This window comes from Acuticoccus sediminis, from assembly GCF_003258595.1.
Taxonomy (GTDB): Bacteria; Pseudomonadota; Alphaproteobacteria; order Rhizobiales; family Amorphaceae; genus Acuticoccus; species Acuticoccus sediminis.
Genome location: NZ_QHHQ01000009.1, coordinates 160,298 through 178,380, shown reverse-complemented (window position 1 = coordinate 178,380; position 18,083 = coordinate 160,298). Strand labels below are relative to the sequence as shown.

Annotated in this window: 17 protein-coding genes; 2 read left to right on the top strand and 15 right to left on the bottom strand. The window is 68.2% G+C overall.

Annotated features, from left to right (window positions below; genetic code table 11):
* Positions 1-77: 77 nt before the first annotated feature.
* The 14 genes from DLJ53_RS29715 to DLJ53_RS29650 form a co-directional block, all read right to left on the bottom strand.
* On the bottom strand, positions 78-1,364 hold the full coding sequence (locus tag DLJ53_RS29715; protein ID WP_111351919.1) for an arylsulfotransferase family protein: 1,287 nt from the start codon (positions 1,362-1,364) through the stop codon (positions 78-80).
* A complete protein-coding gene (locus tag DLJ53_RS29710; protein ID WP_111351917.1) occupies positions 1,364-2,449 on the bottom strand; it encodes a sulfotransferase in 1,086 nt (361 codons plus the stop codon). Before DLJ53_RS29710 ends, DLJ53_RS29715 begins: the two co-directional genes overlap by 1 nt.
* The gene (locus DLJ53_RS29705; RefSeq protein ID WP_111351915.1) at positions 2,446-2,850 is read right to left on the bottom strand and encodes a hypothetical protein; all 405 of its coding nucleotides are present in this window, start codon (positions 2,848-2,850) and stop codon (positions 2,446-2,448) included. The genes DLJ53_RS29710 and DLJ53_RS29705 overlap by 4 nt, the downstream gene beginning before the upstream one ends.
* A complete protein-coding gene (locus DLJ53_RS29700; RefSeq protein ID WP_211100702.1) occupies positions 2,847-3,167 on the bottom strand; it encodes a hypothetical protein in 321 nt (106 codons plus the stop codon). Before DLJ53_RS29700 ends, DLJ53_RS29705 begins: the two co-directional genes overlap by 4 nt.
* Positions 3,168-3,217: 50 nt before the next feature.
* Positions 3,218-4,780 (bottom strand): sulfatase family protein, encoded by a 1,563-nt coding sequence (locus DLJ53_RS29695; RefSeq protein WP_111351911.1) that lies wholly within the window; start codon positions 4,778-4,780, stop codon positions 3,218-3,220.
* Positions 4,781-5,105: 325 nt separating this feature from the next.
* Complete coding sequence (locus tag DLJ53_RS29690; protein WP_162409693.1) at positions 5,106-7,103, bottom strand: mechanosensitive ion channel family protein; 1,998 nt, start codon at positions 7,101-7,103, stop codon at positions 5,106-5,108.
* A 428-nt stretch (positions 7,104-7,531) separates the two neighbouring features.
* Positions 7,532-8,923 (bottom strand): chromate efflux transporter, encoded by a 1,392-nt coding sequence (gene chrA, locus DLJ53_RS29685; protein ID WP_111351907.1) that lies wholly within the window; start codon positions 8,921-8,923, stop codon positions 7,532-7,534.
* On the bottom strand, positions 8,920-9,741 hold the full coding sequence (locus DLJ53_RS29680) for a chromate resistance protein ChrB domain-containing protein (RefSeq protein ID WP_111351905.1): 822 nt from the start codon (positions 9,739-9,741) through the stop codon (positions 8,920-8,922). Before DLJ53_RS29680 ends, chrA begins: the two co-directional genes overlap by 4 nt.
* 344 nt (positions 9,742-10,085) lie before the next feature.
* Positions 10,086-10,895, bottom strand: a complete 810-nt coding sequence (locus DLJ53_RS29675; RefSeq protein WP_162409691.1) for an IclR family transcriptional regulator — start codon at positions 10,893-10,895, stop codon at positions 10,086-10,088.
* 44 nt (positions 10,896-10,939) lie between these two features.
* Positions 10,940-12,223, bottom strand: a complete 1,284-nt coding sequence (locus DLJ53_RS29670) for a TRAP transporter large permease (protein ID WP_111351901.1) — start codon at positions 12,221-12,223, stop codon at positions 10,940-10,942.
* 1 nt (position 12,224) lies between these two features.
* Positions 12,225-12,749, bottom strand: a complete 525-nt coding sequence (locus DLJ53_RS29665) for a TRAP transporter small permease (protein WP_111351899.1) — start codon at positions 12,747-12,749, stop codon at positions 12,225-12,227.
* 35 nt (positions 12,750-12,784) lie between these two features.
* On the bottom strand, positions 12,785-13,213 hold the full coding sequence (locus tag DLJ53_RS29660; protein WP_111351897.1) for a cupin domain-containing protein: 429 nt from the start codon (positions 13,211-13,213) through the stop codon (positions 12,785-12,787).
* A gap of 64 nt (positions 13,214-13,277) precedes the next feature.
* Positions 13,278-14,021 carry an SDR family NAD(P)-dependent oxidoreductase gene (locus DLJ53_RS29655; protein ID WP_111351895.1) on the bottom strand — a complete coding sequence of 248 codons (744 nt, stop codon included), beginning with the start codon at positions 14,019-14,021 and terminating at the stop codon, positions 13,278-13,280.
* 109 nt (positions 14,022-14,130) lie between these two features.
* The gene (locus DLJ53_RS29650) at positions 14,131-15,150 is read right to left on the bottom strand and encodes a DctP family TRAP transporter solute-binding subunit (protein ID WP_162409689.1); all 1,020 of its coding nucleotides are present in this window, start codon (positions 15,148-15,150) and stop codon (positions 14,131-14,133) included.
* A 369-nt stretch (positions 15,151-15,519) separates the two neighbouring features.
* Between DLJ53_RS29650 and DLJ53_RS29645 the strand changes: the two genes are divergently transcribed.
* Positions 15,520-16,251, top strand: a complete 732-nt coding sequence (locus DLJ53_RS29645; protein WP_111351892.1) for an SDR family oxidoreductase — start codon at positions 15,520-15,522, stop codon at positions 16,249-16,251.
* A gap of 36 nt (positions 16,252-16,287) precedes the next feature.
* Positions 16,288-17,079, top strand: a complete 792-nt coding sequence (locus DLJ53_RS29640) for an SDR family NAD(P)-dependent oxidoreductase (RefSeq protein ID WP_111351890.1) — start codon at positions 16,288-16,290, stop codon at positions 17,077-17,079.
* A gap of 141 nt (positions 17,080-17,220) precedes the next feature.
* Here DLJ53_RS29640 and DLJ53_RS29635 read toward each other — a convergent pair whose 3' ends face one another.
* Entirely contained in the window at positions 17,221-17,901 is a 681-nt protein-coding gene (locus DLJ53_RS29635; protein WP_111351888.1) for a cupin domain-containing protein, read from the bottom strand.
* Between the last annotated feature and the right edge of the window lie 182 nt (positions 17,902-18,083).

Below are 18,083 nucleotides of genomic sequence, written 5' to 3'. Positions count from 1 at the left end.
CGACGGCCCGCGAAGTCGCGTGCGGTCTCGCAGCTGGCGAGACTGGCGGCGCGCAGGGCGGAGGGCGCTGGCCGTCCTCAACTCTGACGGTGCGGGACGCAGGACGGAGGGCCGTCGGCGAAGAAGGTCGACGGTACGTGGCGTGCCTCGGTGATGATGACGTTCCGGTCGTCGTCCCAGGCCACCTCCCGCTCCCAGACCAGCGATCCGTCCGGAGCGATCTCCAGAACTCGGCCACGCTCGGCCTCGGTCACGAGGACGTTGCCGTTGGGCAGCGTCTGGTGCTTGCCGCGCTGCCAGGTGTAGAAGCGGGCGTCGTCGCGCAGCGGCACGGCGTCGGTCACGTCACCGGTCGCAGGGTCGACGCGGCGGATGCGCGAGCGGCCGAGTCCGGTCGAGTTGTCGAATACCGTTATCGTGCCGTCGGGTTCGAAGTCCGGGTCGTGCTGGCGATGCCACGGGCCATGACGATACCAGCGCAGCCGCCCTTCGTCGGGCTCGATGACCGCGACCAGATTGAGTTCGCGCAGCGAGATCAGAAGATCGCCTTCCTCGAACATCGGGAAGGCGGGCGCCAGATCGGCGGTCAGGGGCTCGACGTCGTTGGCGTGGAACGGATCGGCACTGAACTGCAACCCGGCTGCGTTCTCGGTGGACGCGTGCATCCCGAAGACGCCCTGCTGACCGCCGCCGGCGTTCAGGATCCGAGTGCGAAGCGGCAGGTCACGGACGACCTCGCCCGTGTTTTCGTCGACCGCCACGATGTCGTCACCGCGCCAGCTCCAGAGCAAACCCTTGTCGTCGCGCGTGATGGAGTGGTGGAACCCGCCGGAGGTGATCCACATTGGCTCGCCGCAGGCATCGATCCGTGCCATCGCGTTGCCGACATCGAAGGTGACGACGAGCGAACCGTCCTCCAGCACCTCCATGCCGTGCAGCATCACGTTCTGGGGTGGATTGCCCTCGGGATCCAGGCGTTCGTAGAAGACCGGCCAGCGATGGACCTGCTTGCCGGCCGCGTCGTAGAGGGTCACGGCGTGAAAGGACTCGTCCTGCGCCGGATTCAGGCCTGCGACGAGGACGTATCCCTCCGCCACCGCGTCCGGCGCGACGACGCGGTACCCGCGTTCGGATCCGGCCGTGGGCCCCTTTGCGTAGGCTTCGACCAGGTGGCGGTTCGGCTCCAGCTTCAGGTCGTTCTTCCAGTGGGCGGAGAGGTCGCGCACCGTCGTCTCCGCGAGGGCGATTTGTGGGCTTGGAAACCAGTCGAGACGCGCCGCGAGGACGCCGTAGACTGTCGCAAGGACGATTCCGGACAACGCGAACACGAAGGGTCCGCGGTTCTGTCCACCGCTACGTGCCATCAGTTTTCCTCGAGAACCGGTATGTCGCGCAGGGCGCGCGCTTTCATTTCGTTGTGGACGCGCTCGGCGCGGGCGATGAGCGGCCCGGGGGCTGCCGGCGGATCCGCCGGCGGCCTCGGCTGCAGGCGTTGCGCCTCACTGGCGAGGAGGTCGGGACGAGTGACATCCAGTCGTTCAGCCAGCACGGGCAGGAGCTGGCCGGGCCGGGCCGACAGCTCGTCGTGGTCGACGAGGAGCACCGACGCGCCGGAGGCGAGCACCGCCTCGTAGGCGTCGCACCAGTATTCCAGCCAGAAGTCCGGGGAGGACGCCCTGGCGGCGTCGGGTGAGCGCCCCGCGAAGGCTATGGGTTTCAGCGTGGCGCCGAACTCGAAGTGTCCGAGGTCGGCCATGTAGCGGCGCGCGAAGGGATCGCGCGCGTGAAGCTCGCTGAAACGCTCGTGCTGGCGCATCAATGACCCGACGTGGGCGAAGGGATGGCGAAACGGCACGACGATGGACGCGTCGGGAAAGAGCCGCTCGATCAGCGCCAGGCGCGCGATGTTGGCGTTGTTCTTCGACAGGTAACGCGTCGCACCCTCGGTGCCGGCGACGATCTTCGCCATGTGCCGCTCGAAGAACGGAGCGAACCCCGCCTTGTCGGCCCCGCGCGCCCAGGGCCGGATCGAGCCGCCGCGATAGTGCTCCGGCCAGAACGCCTTCCAGAGCACCTCCTCGAAGGCTTCGGGGCTGTCGAGGCTGAAGGCGATGCCGTCGCCGTGAGCCCGCTCGCTCGCGCGGCCCGCCTGCCGAAAGCCGCGCGACAGGCGCTGCCACAGGACCGGCGCCAGGACGAAGGGCATATGGCGATAGGTGGCCGAGGCGAATTCCGGCAGCGCCGCCAGAACCTCGAGAAGGATCGTCGTTCCCGCCCGTGGAAGGGATGTCACGAAGACGGGGCGGCGAACCGGTACGCTTTCTCCCGCAAACATCCGGTTCTCGATATCGCCGAGCATCCGCTGTGTGTCGAGCGAGGAGAAGGCGATGCGATGGAGCAGCCGGTCGAGCGCGCCGTAAGGAGCGCCAATGCTGTCGTCACTCTTCATTGCGCATCGATTTTGCGTGTGCGGCGGGGCGACTGGCGCAGCAGGAGCCACACGAGAAGCATGCCGATCGACGAGACCAGGATGAAAGGCCAGCCGGAGCCGACTTCGACGGCCTCGGCGAGGCGGTAGAGCCCGAACGCGGATCCGAGCACGACGACGGCAGCCGCGGCGGCGACGGCGCCGACGCACACGGCCGTGATGGCCAGGAAGCTGCCGAACAGCCGCACGGCCGCGATGCGGATGCGGCGTTCCTTCTCGTCGTCGTCGATGTCGCGCGAGCGCATGACCGCCGCGGCGCCGCCGGCCGTGCTCGCCGCGTCCCGAGCGAGCCCCGCGGCACCGGCGAAGTGCAGCACCGCGACGAACGCCAGGATGCTCGCGGTGAGCATGACGACGATCACTGCGCCGACCCGCGGCCGTCGAGGTCGTCAGCCTCACCGGAGGGACCGGCCGCGCGAGAACCCCTGCCGCGGAGAAGCCGCTTAACCGGGTACCAGACGAACCCGACGATGGCGAAGAGCACGGCCGCGAAGAGCGCGATCACGGTACCGATCGCCGTCAGCCCCGCACCCGGGCCGACGTAGGCGTGCGCCAGGTCGGGCAGCAGCGTCGCGGCAGCGGCAAAGGCGCACACAAGCGTGCCGTTCGCGGCAACACTGTGGCGACGGGATGTGGACGGATCAAATTCTCCGGCGGCCTGGCCTTGCAAGCGTGTCATATGAACTTCCTCCTGCGCGCACACTCTCACCGCGGAAGCGCAGTGGGGCTTTATGTGCTGGTATTCTCGGCCTGCCTGGCTGCGATCGCGGCCAGTACGCTCGCCGAGTCGTGGGCGGGGATGTCTCCGATCTCAGACATTTTCGCGTCGAGCTTCGCCAACATATGGCGGACAACATTGGCTTTTTCAGGGTTATCGAAAACGTTGCACAGCTCGAACGGATCGGCGACGCAGTCGAACAGCTCCCACTCCGGAGGTTCGTCGCCGGCATGCGCACCGGGTTGGCCGAGTGGGTCGTTGTACCAGTAGATGAGCTTGTGACGTTGATCGCGCACGCCGTAGTGCGCGAAGGCGTTATGAATATCGTCCTTGTGCATCCAGTAGCGATGGTAGGCGACATCCTGCCAGTCGGCCGGCACCCGACCTTCGAGAACCGGCCGCAGGCTGCGCCCCTGCATGTAGGACGGGACCGAGACCCCCGCGTAGTCGAGGAAGGTCGGCGCAAAGTCGACGTTGGTCGCGATCGCATTGCCGATCCCCCGGCCGAAGGCCGCCGGATAGCGGATCAGGCAGGGCATCTGGAGCGACTCCTCGTAGATGAACCGCTTGTCGAACCAGCCGTGCTCGCCGAGAAAGAAACCCTGGTCGGACGTATAGACGACGATGGTATTCTCCGCGTCGCCTCTCTCCTCCAGAAGGTCGAGAAGCCGGCCAACGCTCTCGTCGATGGCAACGATCGTCCTGAGGTACCGCTTGATGTATCGCTGGTACTTGAAGCGATCGAGCTCCTCGACCGTCGCAAAGGTAAAAGGCTCTCCGGTATTGCGATCGTAGAGTGTCAGACCCGTCGGGTCGGTGGGCACCTTCCCGTGGTCCGGCCGGCCGGAGTTCTCGTACCAGTAGTGGGCCAGCCCCTCCGGCTCGACGAGGCCGAGATCCTGGTAGGTCATGTCGACGCGAACCCGCATCCGCGCCTCCCGCGCGGCCCTCGCGCGATTGGCATAGTCGTCGTCGAAGGTCGCGGGCATCGAGATCGTTTCGGAGGCGAAGAGTTCGGCATGCCGCGGAGCCGGCGAGAAGCTGCGGTGCGGCGCCTTGTGATGGCACATCAGGAAGAAGGGCCGCTTCCGGTCACGCGCCGTGAGCCAGTCGACGCAGAGATCGGTGATCACGTCGGTGACATATCCGGGAAAATGGCGACCGCCCTGTCGCGTGACCATGCGAGGGTCGAAGTAGTCACCTTGCCCGGGCAGGACGCACCAATCGTCGAAGCCGGCCGGCTCGTGTCGCGGGCCTTCGCCGAGGTGCCACTTGCCGAATATCGCGGTCGCATATCCACGCGCCTGCAGCGCCTTCGCAACGTTGGGCCAGCGATTGTCGAGCAGGGTCTCGAGGGTCGTCACGCCGTTGACGTGGTTGTAGGTGCCCGTGAGGATCGAGGCGCGGCTTGGCGTGCAGATTGAGTTCGTCACGTAGCAGTGGTCGAGCCGCATTCCCTCCAGGGCGATACGATCGATATTCGGTGTCTCGAGGAGACCGGACCCGTATGCGCCGATCGCCTTGGCCGCATGGTCGTCCGCCATGATGAACAGGATATTCGGGCGCTGGTCCATCGGATGTTCCTGGGGACGCCAGATGCCGCAACGTCTATTCGGCATCCTTCTCGTCCTCGCCGGATGATTTCATCCAACTAGTGCGGCAACGTCCCAGGTCGAAACTTGACCAATGCGGCGATTTCGCACACGAGACTGCGACCGCGGCGGCGCAGACGCGCCATGACATCGGCGACGGGGTCGACATTGTCGACCAGACCATCGTGCTTTCGCGTTCGGGCACGCCTCATGCGCGCACCGTGACCATCTCGAGACGCGCGCTTCACCCTGTACGCCTGTCCGTCGCGCCACGTCCGACGCGCCGGCCGGCCGCGTCGGAGAGCGGTCAGGAGGCGACCGCCGGCTTCACCAGTTCGAGCGCCTGTTGCGCGACCGCAGGACCGGCCTCGCCGCCACCGGCGACCTGGACCGTCGGGAACGCGAACCTGATGCCGTTCTCGTCGAACGCCTTCTTGATCATCGCGAGGGCCTTGCGCCGGATGACGAACTGCTCGCCGGGACGCGTCTTCATCTTGCAGCGGAGCTCGACGGCATAGTCTCCGAGCCGGTCGACACCCTGCATCTTCAGGGTCTCGAGGATGTTCTGGGCGAACTCGGGTTCATTCAACAGCTCCTGCCCGATCTGCCGGACGAGCTTCTTCGCCCGCTCGATATCGGAATCGTAGGTGACGCTGATGTTGAACTTCTCGATCACCCAGTCGCGACTCATGTTCTCGACGGCGCCGAGCTCGCTGAACGGAATGACGAAGATCGGCCCGTTCTGGTGCCGCAACCGGATCGAGCGGAGGCTGAACCCCTCGACCGTTCCCTTGTAGGACCCGCTCTGGATGTACTCGCCGACCCGGAAGGCGTCGTCGACGAGGTAGAACATTCCCGCGATGATGTCCTTCACGAGGTTCTGCGCGCCGAAACCGACGGCGACGCCGACAACGCCCGCGCCCGCGATCAGCGGCCCGATCTGGACGCCGAGCGCCGCGAGCGCCATCAGCGCCGCGAACACGAAGATGACGATGAAGACGACGTTGCGGAAGATCGGGATCAGCGTCCGCATGCGCGCGTCCCGGATGGCCGCGGCGGTGCCCGGCTGGGCGATCGAGGCGGCGGAGAGCTCGGCGTTGAGGCCGGTCTTGACGAGTTGCCAGACGAAATCGGCGACGAGGAGGACGACGACGCTCGTGAGCACACCGCTCATCAGGCGGGAGAGCGGCGTCTCGACGCTCGTCATGCGGGCAATGTCGACGCCGCCCACATGCGCCAGCCAGAACGCGGCGGCGACGATGAGGAGGGCTCTCACGCCGCGGTCGACCGTCACCTCGAGGAGCGCACGCCGGGCGGTTGGCGGCGCGGCCGCATCCGGCGGCGTGAGGAGGCGCGAGATCGTCGCGTGGGCGAAGGCGATCGCTCGGGGAAGAACGACCGCCAGCAGCGCGAGCCAGAACGCCCCCCGCATGCCGGCGACCCACAGGAGCCAGACCACGAGCACGAAGATCGTGAGAAGGACACCGACGACCGGCCGCCGCCAGGACGGCGCGAGGGCTTCGGAACGGCGGGGCGGCCGACGCCAGACCGCGGCGAGAGCGATCGCCAGGAGCCCCAGCGCGAGAGCATCGGCCGCGAAATGCCGCACGTCCGTGCTGAACTCGAAGAACAGCATGATCCGCGTGAGGACCGAGCCCCAGACGAGATAGAGGACGAAGGCGGTCGTGTATCGCTGCCAGAACCCGATGGCGTTGCGCGCGGCGGATCGGGGGTCGCGATCGCCCGCAGCGGCGGCGTTGCCCTGCGCCGACGCGAAGAGCGCGCGCATAACCGCGAGCGCCAGCCGGGTGAGGACGATGGCGAGGAGGACGTTGAGCGCGAGTTCCTTGAGGAGCGGCGGCCACTCGATGGCGAGGAACGGCCCGATGCTGGCGGCGGCGAAGACGGCGACCGAAAGCAGCGAGACCATGAGGCGCACACCGGAACCGTCGACGCGTTCAGCGCCGCCGGGCCCTGCCGCTCCGGCCGATACCCGCCGGCGGCCGAGCAGGGCGCGCCTCAGCAGCAACTCGGCTCCCGCCCCGAGGCCCAGTGAGAGGAGAAAGAGCGCGAGCGTGCTGCCGGGTGGATATTGCGCGCGCTCGCGTCGGAACTCGTCGGCCGCGCGCGCCGCTTCGACGGGTACACGGGGCGCCGCCACGGCCATCGCTCGCAGATGCTCTCGCGCGTGGTCGACGTGCCGGGCGATGTCGGACGCAACGCGCTGCTCCTCGCTCTCCGCCGAGGCCGGCTGGGCCGCCTCGGGCGCGCCGGCGGCCTGGGCCTCATGGAGCCATGCCGCCACCGCGGGATCCTGCAAAAGCCGAATAAGCTCCTGCACCGGCGGAGGGGGCGGGCCCGTGGGTTCCGGAACGGCGGCGACCACCGAGCCAATGGCAGCGCATGAAAAGACGAAAAGGAGGACAAGCCTGAAAACGCTCATCGACTTCACCAAACTGACCCAGAGTCAGGCAACGGCGAAAGGAAAATGCCGGGCGCGACGCGGTGGGATCCGCACCGCAAACGCCCGCGTGCCGACACCGCAAACGGCGGTGTCATGGGTACGGATCCGCGTGGCCTTTCGGGGCAGCTCGTCGGTTCGCGCTATGGGCAAGTTATCCGCCGCGCCGGTCCGAAACGCAAGCTTGCGGTACTGCCTCACAACGGATCCGGTGCGCGGCCGGCGATCGAAGGCTCGCCCCTGAGCCGCCGGCGGCAGCCCGTCCCCGCCTCTCAGGACAGCCCGGCGAAGTGGACGAGCGCCCCCGCGACGGCCGCGCCGCCGAGGACCGCGAAGAGAGACACGCGCATCACGAAAACCGCCACCAGCGCGCCGGCCGCGAAGACGGCAGCGATCGGATCGAGGCTCGTGAGGACCGGGACTTCCGTGTCGAGGCCCATCGCGGTCACACGGCGCGTCTCCTCGAAGAGGACGTGCATGGAGAACCACAGCGCCAGATTGAGAACCACGCCGACGACCGCCGCGGTGATCGCCCCGAGCGCCGCCGACAGCGTCCTGTTGCTGCGCAATCGCTCCATGAACGGACCGCCGGCAAAGACCCAGAGGAAGCACGGGACGAACGTCACCCATGTCGTGAGGACGCCGCCCAGCACCCCGGCCACGAGCGGTGGCAGGCCGCCGGGGTCCCGGTAGGCGCCGAGGAAGCCGACGAACTGGGTCACCATGATCAGCGGCCCCGGCGTCGTCTCGGCGAGGCCGAGCCCGTCCAGCATCTCGCCGGGCTGCAGCCAGCCATAGGTGCCGACGGCCTCCTGCGCGACGTAGGCGAGCACCGCATAGGCGCCCCCGAAGGTGACGACGGCCATCGTCGAGAAGAACACCGCGATTTCGCTGAAGACGTTCTTCGGGCCGAGCGCCGCGAGGAGAAGCAGCGTCGGCCCGAGCCACAGGGCGAGCAGGATCGCCGCCCCTGTCGCCGCCTGGCGCCCGCTCGGCCGGGCGTGCGCCGGAACGCCGGTGCCGAGCGCCGTCAGCGCATCGTCGACCCGCGGCCCGCGCGTCGCACCGTGCCCGCCGCCCCCGGCGGCAGGCCCCGCCCGCGCGAGGACGATGCCTGCGACTGCCGCCGCCGCGATGATCAGCGGAAACGGCACGCCGAAGGCGAAGATCGCGACGAAGGCCAGCGCCGCGATCGCGACCATCGCCGGCCCCTTGAGCGCCCGGCGCCCGATCCGCACCACCGCCTGAAGGACGATCGCGAGCACCGCCGCCTTGAGGCCGTCGAACAGCCCGGCGACAGGGCCGACATTGCCGTAGAGCGCGTAGACGACCGACAGCGCCATGATCGTCACGGCACCGGGCAGGACGAAGAGGATGCCGGCGACGAGGCCGCCGATCGTGCGATGCATCAGCCAGCCGACGTAGGTCGCGAGCTGCTGCGCCTCGGGACCGGGCAGGAGCATGCAGAAGTTGAGCGCGTGCAGGAAGCGGTCGTCGCCGATCCAGCGCTTCTCCTCGACCAGGATGCGATGCATGACCGCGATCTGTCCCGCCGGTCCGCCGAAGGAGAGGAGCGCGATCCGCGTCCATACGGGCAGCGCCTCGGCGAGTGTGGGGAAGGTTCCCGGCGCGCGCGGCACCGCCTCGCTCTCGACCGCGCTCATGCCGGCACGACCTTGTTGGTCGGCCAGTTGTGCGTCTCGTCCACGGCGTCGCGGCACCAGCGGTAGAATGCGTCGTAGACGAGGAGCCCGGCCTCGAGCTGCTCGAGGTCGTCGGCGAACATGCGCGACAGGCCCAGCGACACGGCGAGGAGACCGGCGGCCTCGGGCGCGAGGTCCATCCGCGCGGTGTCCGCCCCGCGCACGATGGCGGCGAGCCGCGCGAGCGGCGGTGTCGCGAGGCCGAGCTCCTCGATCATCGTGTCGAACGAGCACTGCTCGCCGCGGTGGCTCCAGTGTACGCCCTCGACGTCGAACGGGGCGGCCCCGAAGCGCTCGGCGACCGCGCCGACCTCGGACGGCGCGACGAACAGGATGACCGCCGCCGGATCGACGAAGCGCCGGATCAGCCACGGGCATGCGATGCGGTCGATCTTCGGCCGCGCCCGCGTTACCCAGACGGTCCGACCCCGAGCATCGCGCGCCGGCAGCTTCGCCTCCGGCACGAGGGGCAGGCCCGACGCGCGCCAGGCCTCGAACCCGCCCTCGAGGACCTCGGCAGGCGTGCCCTCGTGCCTGAGCCAGGCAGCGACCCCATGGCTGAGCTTCAGACCCTGCTGGCAGACGATGACGGCCGGCGCGCCGGCAGCCTCCGCCGCCCAGCCTGCGACCTGGAGCGCGGGCCTCCGGCGGGCGCCGGGGATCAGGCCGGGTTGAGCCGCGAAATCGTCGTCCGTGCGGACGTCGACAATGACCGGGCAACGCGGTGTGCCCACGAGACGGCCGAGCTTGTCGGCAGAGATCATATTCGGCGCAGACATAAATGCGTTCCTTCCCGAATGCGGGGGATATTGCGGAACGCGATGCTTGGGCTGGCGCCTCGTGGGGAGATCGCAGGTCCCCATCTGGCTATGGAGCCACTGCGGGATGCCGCGGTCAAGACCTGTCGGAGCGGCTTGCCGCGGGAGGTGGCGACCTTGCGCGAGGGGACCGCCCCGACGGGGAGACAAGCCCTTGGAACGGAAGGCGACGGCGGCGCCGGCCCGTGCCGGCAACGTCCTCGACTGAATCGTCGCAGAGGTGGCGGCATGGAGTTGACCGGGTGGAACGACGGCTCCCGCGCATCGGCGCCACTCGCGAGCCGCCCCGGTCGAGGATCCCGGTGTCAGGCGTCGTAGACGAGGAAGCGCCGTGGCCTCGGGGCGGTCGTCAGCGCCTTGTCGGATTGGCGCAGCTTGCGGGCGACGCTCTCCTCGATCTCGTCGGCGATGCTCTTGATCTGCCCGACCAGGGTTTCGACCTCCGCCCGGTCGAACTGGTCGGACGGGACGACGAAGACGACACTCCCCAGCACCCGCCCCTCGCTGTCGTGAACCGGCGCGGCCACGCCGACGAGACCCTCGAACACCTCGGCGTGGGTGATGCAGTAACCGGCGCTGCGGATGTCGGCCAACGTCGACAGGAAGGTGTCGCGGTCCTCGCCCAGCCCGTCCTGGGCGATGCGGGTCTCGTTGTAGGCGTAGATGTTCTTCAGCTGCGACGGCGAGAGGTTGGCGAGGATCACCTTGGCCATCGCGCCGCGGAAGATCGGCATCGAACGGCCGGGCTTGTACAGCTTGACCATCGCCGGGTCGGAGCAGGCGAAATCGGTACACAGCACCTTGTCGCCATAGTAGCTGCACAGCATCACGTTCATGCCGAGGTCCTCGGCATAGTAACGGATGAGATGGCGGGCCGATCCGAACAGGGGATCGTTCTCGCGCTTCAGCATCTCGAGCTCGATCACCCGCGAACCGATGATGTAGGTCCCGCCACTCGCCGGGGTCAGCAGACCCGCCCGCGTCAGGGCCTGCAGATAGCGGTAGGTGCTCGCGCGCGAGGAGCCGCAAAGCTCCGCCGCGCGGGTCACGTCGAGGCTGAGCGTCGTCTCGTCGAAGCCGTTGAGAATGGACAGCATCTTGTCGAGGCTGTTCATCTTCGCATCGTCGTGCTCTCCCCCCACGCCACGCCTCCCGTTCATCATCTGCCCGTCAGGAACGCCGCGGGCACCATTACGATTTCCGGGAAGATCAGCAGGAGAGCAAGAACGAGAATCTGCGCGGTGATGAACGGCCAGACCCCCCTGATGACGCGCGGCAGCGAGACGCGCGATACACCCGACACGACATTCAGCACCGACCCGACCGGGGGCGTCAGCAGGCCGACCGCACCCGCGATCATGAACATCACTGCGAAGTAGACCGGGTCCACCCCGGCGGCCTTCGCCGCGGGAAGGAGCACCGGGACCAGGACGAGGATGATCGGAACCATGTCCATGGCACACCCGACGACGAGGACGAGGAGTACGACCACGACCATGAGGCGCGTCGGATCGTCGGCGAAGGGGGCCACGAGGCTCGCCACCTGGTCGGTCAGTCCGGCGATGGTGATCATCCAGCTGGAGACGACCGCCGCGGCGACGAGGAACATCACCATGGCCGTGGTCTTGGCGGCCCGCAGGAACACGTCGAAGAGGTCCCGCACCGCCAGTTCGCGGTAGATCACCATGGCGACGAAGAGCGCGTAGACGGCGGCGATCACCCCCGCCTCGGTCGGTGTGAAGACGCCCATGCGCAGGCCGACGAGGACGATCACCGGCAGCATCAGGGCCCAGATGCCGGCCCGCGCCTCCCGTGCGACGGTGCGCAGGGGAACCCGCTCGAGGGTCGCGCTCTCCTCCCCGCGCGATACGAGGAACCACGCGCCGGTCAGCGCCGCGCACATGAGGATGCCCGGCACGATCCCGGCCATGAAGATCTGCGTGATGGAGATCTGGCCCACCACGCCGATGAGGATGAAGCCGATCGACGGCGGGATGATGAGCGCGGAGATGCCGGCCGAGGCGATGAGGCCGGCCGAGCGCCCGCTGTCGTGCCCGGCCCGGATCATCATCGGCACGAGGATCGCCGCCAGTGCCGCCGCGTCGGCGGCCGCCGATCCGGAGAGGCTCGCGAGCACCGCCGCGGCCAGGATCGCGACGTAGCCGAGGCCGCCCCGCACGTGTCCGACGGCGGCGACCGACAGGTTGACGATGCGTTTCGACAGGCCCCCGGCGTTCATGATCTCGCCCGCCAGCATGAAGAAGGGGACCGCCATGAGGGGGAAGCTGTCGGCTCCGTTCAGCATGTTCTGGGCGACGATCTGGGCGTCGAAGAAGTCCAGATGCACCATCAGCGCGATGCCGGTCATGATCAGCGCATAGGCGATCGGAATGCCGATCGCCATACTGGCGAGGAGCACCGAGAGGAAGATCGCGAGGGCCATGTCAGCGCCGCCCGGCTTCGGCGACCGCGATGACCTCCTCGTCGACGATGACGAGGTGGTCGAGGCGGCCGGCGAGTATGAGATAGAGACGCGCGGCGAGGAGCACGGCGGTCGAGACCCCGAACACGAGGCCGATACCGAAGAAGAGGGACTGGCTGAGGCCCGTGGCCGGCGCGAAGGTGTTGAGGTTCACCTTCGTCAGCGTCCAGCTGCCGTGGATGATGAGCCAGGTGGCGTAGAGCATCAGGGCGTGCGCGAGCGCGAGGCACGCCTGACGCAGCCGCCGCGGGAGGGCGTTGACGACGAAGTCGATCCCGAGGTGACCATTGTCCCGCAGGACGATGATGGCGCCCGCGAAGATCATCCACACGAACAGCCAGCGCGAGAACTCTTCGGCCTCCGTGATCCCGGAATTGAAGACGTATCGCAGAACCACGTTGCCGAAGACCAGCGCGACCATGCCGGCCAGGCACGCCACCACGAAGATCTTCAGAAGCAGAAAATAGAACTGAACGAGTCGCGCCACGGCCTCCCCCTTCTTCGTTGTTTCGAGGCGCCGCCTCAGTCCGGGCGCCGGTATCCCGCCAACGTGCTGTCATCGACGTCCGGCAGGTTGACGACGATGTTGTCCGGGGTACGGCAGGTCAGCCAGACCAGGGGCTCGGTCGTGCTCATGTTCACTTCCACATGCGGCATGTGCGGCGGCACGAAGACGAAATCGCCGTCCGTCATGTCGACGTACTCGCCATAACCGTCGCCGTAGTAGATGCGGCCGTGACCTTTGAGGACGTAGCCGCCTGTCTCCGCCTCGCCGTGATGGTGCGGCGGGGAGCGGAAGCCGGGCTCGTTGGAGACCTGGCCGAACCAGATCCGCGTGGCGGGTGTGTGCTGCGGGCTGACGCCGGAGCGCCGGACGCAGTCGCCGGACTGACCGGTGTTCGTGTCGAGCGCGTTGCCGCGGGTGACGACGGGAATGACGGGCTCACTCATGGATCGAAATCCTCCTGGGATGGAAACGGTGGCGCCGCCGGGCCTCGGCGGCGCCGGTGCTCGGTCAGTTCATGTGCATGCCGCCGTTCACGTCGATCGACGTGCCGGTGAGGTAGGACGCCATGTCGGACGCGAGGAAGAGGCAGACCGAGCCCACCTCGGCGGGATCGCCGAAGCGGCCGAGGGGGATGTTCGGCATGACACGCGCGGTCGTCGCCTCGTCGTAGAAGTCGCGCGTCATCTGGGACATGATGACCCCCGGATTGACCGCGTTGACGCGAATGCCGTCCGCCGCCACATCCCGCGCCACGGACTTGACGAGGCTCGCCACCGCGCCCTTGGAGGCGGCATAGTGGGGGCCGCCCATCAGCCCTCCCCCGCGCTGGGCCGCGATCGAGGCGATGCAGATGATCGACCCGCCCTTCCCCATCAGCGGCAGCGCCTGCTGGGTCATGACGAGCGTGCCGCGCAGGTTGACGTCCATCACGGCGTCGTAGTCCTCGCGGGTGATGTCGCGCGTGCGGCGCGGCTGGGTGATGCCCGCGTTGTTGACGAGGATGTCGAGCCGCCCGGAGGTCTCGCGCACATGGTCGAAGACCTGACGGGAGGTCTCGGGCGAGCGCACGTCCGCGGCGATACCGGTCGCGCGGTCGCCGAGGCTGGCGGCCGCCTCGGCCACCTTGCCCGCGTCGAGGTCGACGACCACCACGCGGGCGCCCGCCGCGACGAACACCCTCGCGGTGGCAAAGCCGATCCCCGCGACCGACCCCGCGCCGGTCACGATCGCAATCTTATCGTCGAGCAACATCAACGTCAGTTCCGGATAGTTGTCATGTCTGGATGAAGCCGGGCGGCTCGCGCCGCCGGTCCGGGCCGGGGCGGGCGGCCGTGCGCTCCCCCGTGCCCCTGGTCGGGCGTCAGTCGGCGGTCGCCGAGGCGTCGAGCTGCTTGTAGAACGCGCTGACGATCTCCGGGTCGAGGCCGCCGTTCACCTTGTCCTTCACCGGCTGGACCGCCTCGCGGAAGGCCTCGAGATTTGCCTCAGAGATCTCATCGATCTGCATTCCCTTGTCCTTCAGGAACTGAAGGGTCTCGCCCGCCTGGTCGTTGATGATCTGGCGGTTGTACTGCGAGGCTTCGGCACAGGCCTCCTGCACCGCGCCCTTCTGCGCCTCGTCAAGGCCGTCCCAGAACTTCTTGCTGGCGTAGACGACCGAGATCGTCGTGAAGTGCTTCGTCTCCGTCAGGTAGTCCTGCACCTCGTAGAAGGAGGTCGAGCGGGTCACGTCGTTGGCGATCTCGTTGCCGTCGATGGCGCCGGTCTCGAGAGCGGTGAAGGTCTCCGGATAGGGAAGCGGGGTCGGGTTGATGCCGAGCGCGGCCAGCGAATCGATGTAGACGCCGTTCTGGATCGTGCGCACGCGCAGCCCCTTGACGTCCTCCAGCTTGGTCACCGGCCGCTTGTTGTTGGTGATGTTGCGGAACCCGTAGTCCCAGAAGCAAAGGCCCTTGAGGTTGGCCGGCTCCAGCTTGGCGAGGATCGTCTCGGAGACGGGGCTGCGCGTCACGTCGTCCAGCTGCTCGTAGCTGGCGAACTGGAACGGCAGGTTGAAGAGGTTGAACTCCGGGACGAGCGCGGCGAGGCCGGCCGTCGTGGTCACCGCCATCTCGATGATGCCGCCCTGAGCGGCCGAGATGGAATCGATCTCGTTGCCGATCTGCGCGGCCGGGAAGGCGCGAACCTTGACCGCCCCGCCGGACTTCTCGGTCACCAGTTCGACGAAACGGTCGACGGTCTGCCCCATCGTGCTCTCGCGGGCGACCGGGTAGCTGAACTTCGCGGTCTGCGCCGACGCGGCGCCGCCCGACAGCGTGCCGGCGAGGGCGAAAGTCGCGACGGCGGCCAGGGCCCGCGCGCGATGCGGAAATGCCTTCATTAGCAGTCCTCCCGATGTTGTTTGCCGGCGCATCAAGGCCGCCGGCTTGGATTCATAGAATATCGCATTGTGATATTTGTCAAACGTCGTGTCGGATCAAATCCGCTCTTCAGCCGCCAGCCGCATCCGGCTTCAACTGCCAACACCTTGCGCAACCTCGGGTGAGAAGTGATATTTATACCCCTGATATTTGATGGAAATCCGTGCATCTCGACCCAACAAGGAATGCCTCCACAGACCTCACCCGCGGCGCGCCGGCTCACGCCTCCTCACCATCGAAACTCATAATATGAGATAATTTGACAGGCATGGCCGATGTCGATAATCGCCTGAGACGACCCTGGAGCGAGCGAAGCGGCGGAACGGATCATGACAGCGGCCACAACCTTCGACCTGACGGGCCGGCGCGCCGTCATCACCGGCGGCGGCGGGTGCATCGGCGCCGCCGTCGCGGAGCGGATGGCGGCGCTCGGTGCCGACGTCGAGGTGTGGGACCTCAAGGCTCCGGACGAATGGGCGACACGCTCGCGCATCGTCGATGTGACCGACGCGGAGGCGGTGCATCGCGCCATGGATGCTGCGGCGGCAAAGCTCGGCGGTCTCGACGTCCTCGTCTGCGCGGCGGGGATCACAGGGCCGACCCGTCCAGCCAGCACCTACTCCGCGGCGGAGTGGCGCCGCGTCCTCGACATCAACCTCGACGGGACCTTCTACTGCGTGAACGCCGCGTTGAGGCACATGGAGCCGGACCGGCGGAGCGACATCGTCTGCCTCGCCTCGATCGCCGGAAAGGACGGCAACCCGGGAATGGCGGCCTATTCGGCGGCCAAGGCGGGCGTCATCGCGATGGTGAAGTCAATCGGCCGCGAGCTCGCCCTGACGCAGATCCGCACACACGCCATCGCCCCTGCCCTCATCGAGACCGGGCTCCTCGAGCAGATGGATGCCGCGACCGTTGCCGCCAATCTGGCGAAGATCCCCATGGGCCGGGCCGGGACCCCGGGCGAAGTGGCGGAGCTGGCGGCGTGGCTGATGTCGTCGGGCTGCTCGTTCACGACCGGCGCCGTGCATGATCTGTCCGGCGGTCGCGCGACCTACTAGAGCAGCGCTCGCGATCAGGGAATGGGAGAGACGGGCATGACCAAACTCGAGAACCGCTGCGCCGTCGTCACGGGCGCCGCCCGCGGACAGGGCCTTGCCGAAGCGACGCTCCTCGCCGAGCACGGCGCCAGCGTCGTGATCTGCGACGTGCTGGTAGACGCCGGGGAAGCCACGGCGCGCAGCCTGCGGGACCGGGGCCTCGCCGTGACGTTCGCGCCGCTCGACGTCGCGTCCGAGGCGGACTGGAAGCGCGTCGCCGACGATGTCGGGCGCGCGCAGGGCCGGCTCGACATCCTCGTGAACAACGCCGGCATCATCAACCGCACCTCGATCCGCGATACCGAGCCGGGAGCGTGGCGCCGCCTGATCGACATCAACCTGACCGGCGCCTTCCTCGGCATCCGTCAGGTGGCGGACCTGATGGCGGCGGGCGGTGGCGGCGCCGTGGTGAACATCTCGTCCAACTCCGGCTTCTCGGCGCACTACGATCCGGCCTACACGGCGAGCAAATGGGCCCTGCGCGGCCTCACGCGGGCGGCGGCGATGGAGTTCGCCCCTGCCGGCATTCGCGTCAACGCGGTCTGCCCCGGCCTTGTGCTGACCGATCTCAACACCGCTGCGCCGCACCTGAAACCGATGATCGACATGACGCCGCTCAAGCGGGGCGCGACGGTGGAGGAGATCGCCCATCTCGTCCTCTACCTCGCCAGCGACGAGGCCGCCTTCATCACCGGCGAGGACTTCCTCATCGACGGCGGTTTCATCGCGGGCGCCGGCTACCGCCGCGTCTCGGTGGAGGCCGGCCTCTATCCCGACGAGCGCACCTGAGCGACCGCCCGGGGGAGGCCGCCCGCGGGCCGGCACCAGGGATGCCGCGCCCCGGCACCGCCCGAGCCGTCCAGGACGCGGCACCGGCGACGATCAGGTCCGGAACGGAGCAGCCCTCGCGTTGCGTCCGGGCCGCTCCGCTCAGCCCGGGATGGCGAGGACGTCCCGGTGCTGCAGCGGCGCGTCCTTGATCCAGACGGTTGCGCCGTCGGCACCGACCCGGGCGATCAGCGGGTGACCGGCCGGCAGCCGACCCCAGCTCTGCGGTTCCAGGGTGTCGCCCTCGGCCATGACGCCGCCGGCCACGACGAGAAACTCGAGACCGCGCGTGTTCTCCACCGTCACCGTCGCGCCGGGGACCCACTCCTCAAGGACGACCCGCTCGGCGCCATCGTCGAACAGCAGACGCGCGGTCCGTGCCCCCTCGCGCACATCGGTCCGCTCCCCTTCGCCGGGGGCGCGCACGACCTGCTCCGTGTCACCGGCGCGAAACTGCCAGAGACGCACGAAGATGGTACAGCCGTCCTCGGCTGCCGGCTTATGCGCCGTGCCGGGCGGATTGCGGAAGTAGCAGCCGGCGGGATAGTCCCCGTGCTCGTCCTGGAACGTCCCGTCCAGCACCAGGATCTCCTCGCCGCCGTGGTGCGTGTGGCTCGGGAAGGCGCTACCGGGTGCGTAGCGGACGATGGACGTGGCGCGGGCAACCTCCTCCCCCTCGCGATAGAGCATCCGGCGATCCACGCCCGCTGAGGGACTGGGAACCCAGTCGTGTCGGGCGGCATGGACGATGACCGGTGTACCGAGATCGTCGTTGATCTGCATTTTCGGTGTCTCCAAAATCCGGGCGGCCCGCGACGTCCGTTCACCGGGACCGCATCGGCCCGGCCCCCCGGCCTCGATCGCGCGGTATCGTTTCGCCCCCGGGAGCGCCCCTGCCGGCGCGCTGAAACGCGGAGCTTACCCGCGCGGCGGACGCTCGGGTCGGCCGCGTCCGATGGCCACCT

Excerpts from the sequence above, each read along its gene's own strand:
- chrA (WP_111351907.1), bottom strand. The coding sequence starts at position 8,923 with ATGAGCGCGGTCGAGAGCGAGGCGGTGCCGCGCGCGCCGGGAACCTTC.
- DLJ53_RS29675 (WP_162409691.1), bottom strand. The coding sequence starts at position 10,895 with ATGAACAGCCTCGACAAGATGCTGTCCATTCTCAACGGCTTCGACGAG.
- DLJ53_RS29700 (WP_211100702.1), bottom strand. The coding sequence starts at position 3,167 with ATGACACGCTTGCAAGGCCAGGCCGCCGGAGAATTTGATCCGTCCACA.
- DLJ53_RS29655 (WP_111351895.1), bottom strand. The coding sequence starts at position 14,021 with ATGTTGCTCGACGATAAGATTGCGATCGTGACCGGCGCGGGGTCGGTC.
- DLJ53_RS29645 (WP_111351892.1), top strand. The coding sequence starts at position 15,520 with ATGACAGCGGCCACAACCTTCGACCTGACGGGCCGGCGCGCCGTCATC.
- DLJ53_RS29715 (WP_111351919.1), bottom strand. The coding sequence starts at position 1,364 with ATGGCACGTAGCGGTGGACAGAACCGCGGACCCTTCGTGTTCGCGTTG.
- DLJ53_RS29650 (WP_162409689.1), bottom strand. The coding sequence starts at position 15,150 with ATGAAGGCATTTCCGCATCGCGCGCGGGCCCTGGCCGCCGTCGCGACT.
- DLJ53_RS29635 (WP_111351888.1), bottom strand. The coding sequence starts at position 17,901 with ATGCAGATCAACGACGATCTCGGTACACCGGTCATCGTCCATGCCGCC.
- DLJ53_RS29680 (WP_111351905.1), bottom strand. The coding sequence starts at position 9,741 with ATGTCTGCGCCGAATATGATCTCTGCCGACAAGCTCGGCCGTCTCGTG.
- DLJ53_RS29695 (WP_111351911.1), bottom strand. The coding sequence starts at position 4,780 with ATGGACCAGCGCCCGAATATCCTGTTCATCATGGCGGACGACCATGCG.
- DLJ53_RS29710 (WP_111351917.1), bottom strand. The coding sequence starts at position 2,449 with ATGAAGAGTGACGACAGCATTGGCGCTCCTTACGGCGCGCTCGACCGG.
- DLJ53_RS29670 (WP_111351901.1), bottom strand. The coding sequence starts at position 12,223 with ATGGCCCTCGCGATCTTCCTCTCGGTGCTCCTCGCCAGTATGGCGATC.
- DLJ53_RS29660 (WP_111351897.1), bottom strand. The coding sequence starts at position 13,213 with ATGAGTGAGCCCGTCATTCCCGTCGTCACCCGCGGCAACGCGCTCGAC.
- DLJ53_RS29640 (WP_111351890.1), top strand. The coding sequence starts at position 16,288 with ATGACCAAACTCGAGAACCGCTGCGCCGTCGTCACGGGCGCCGCCCGC.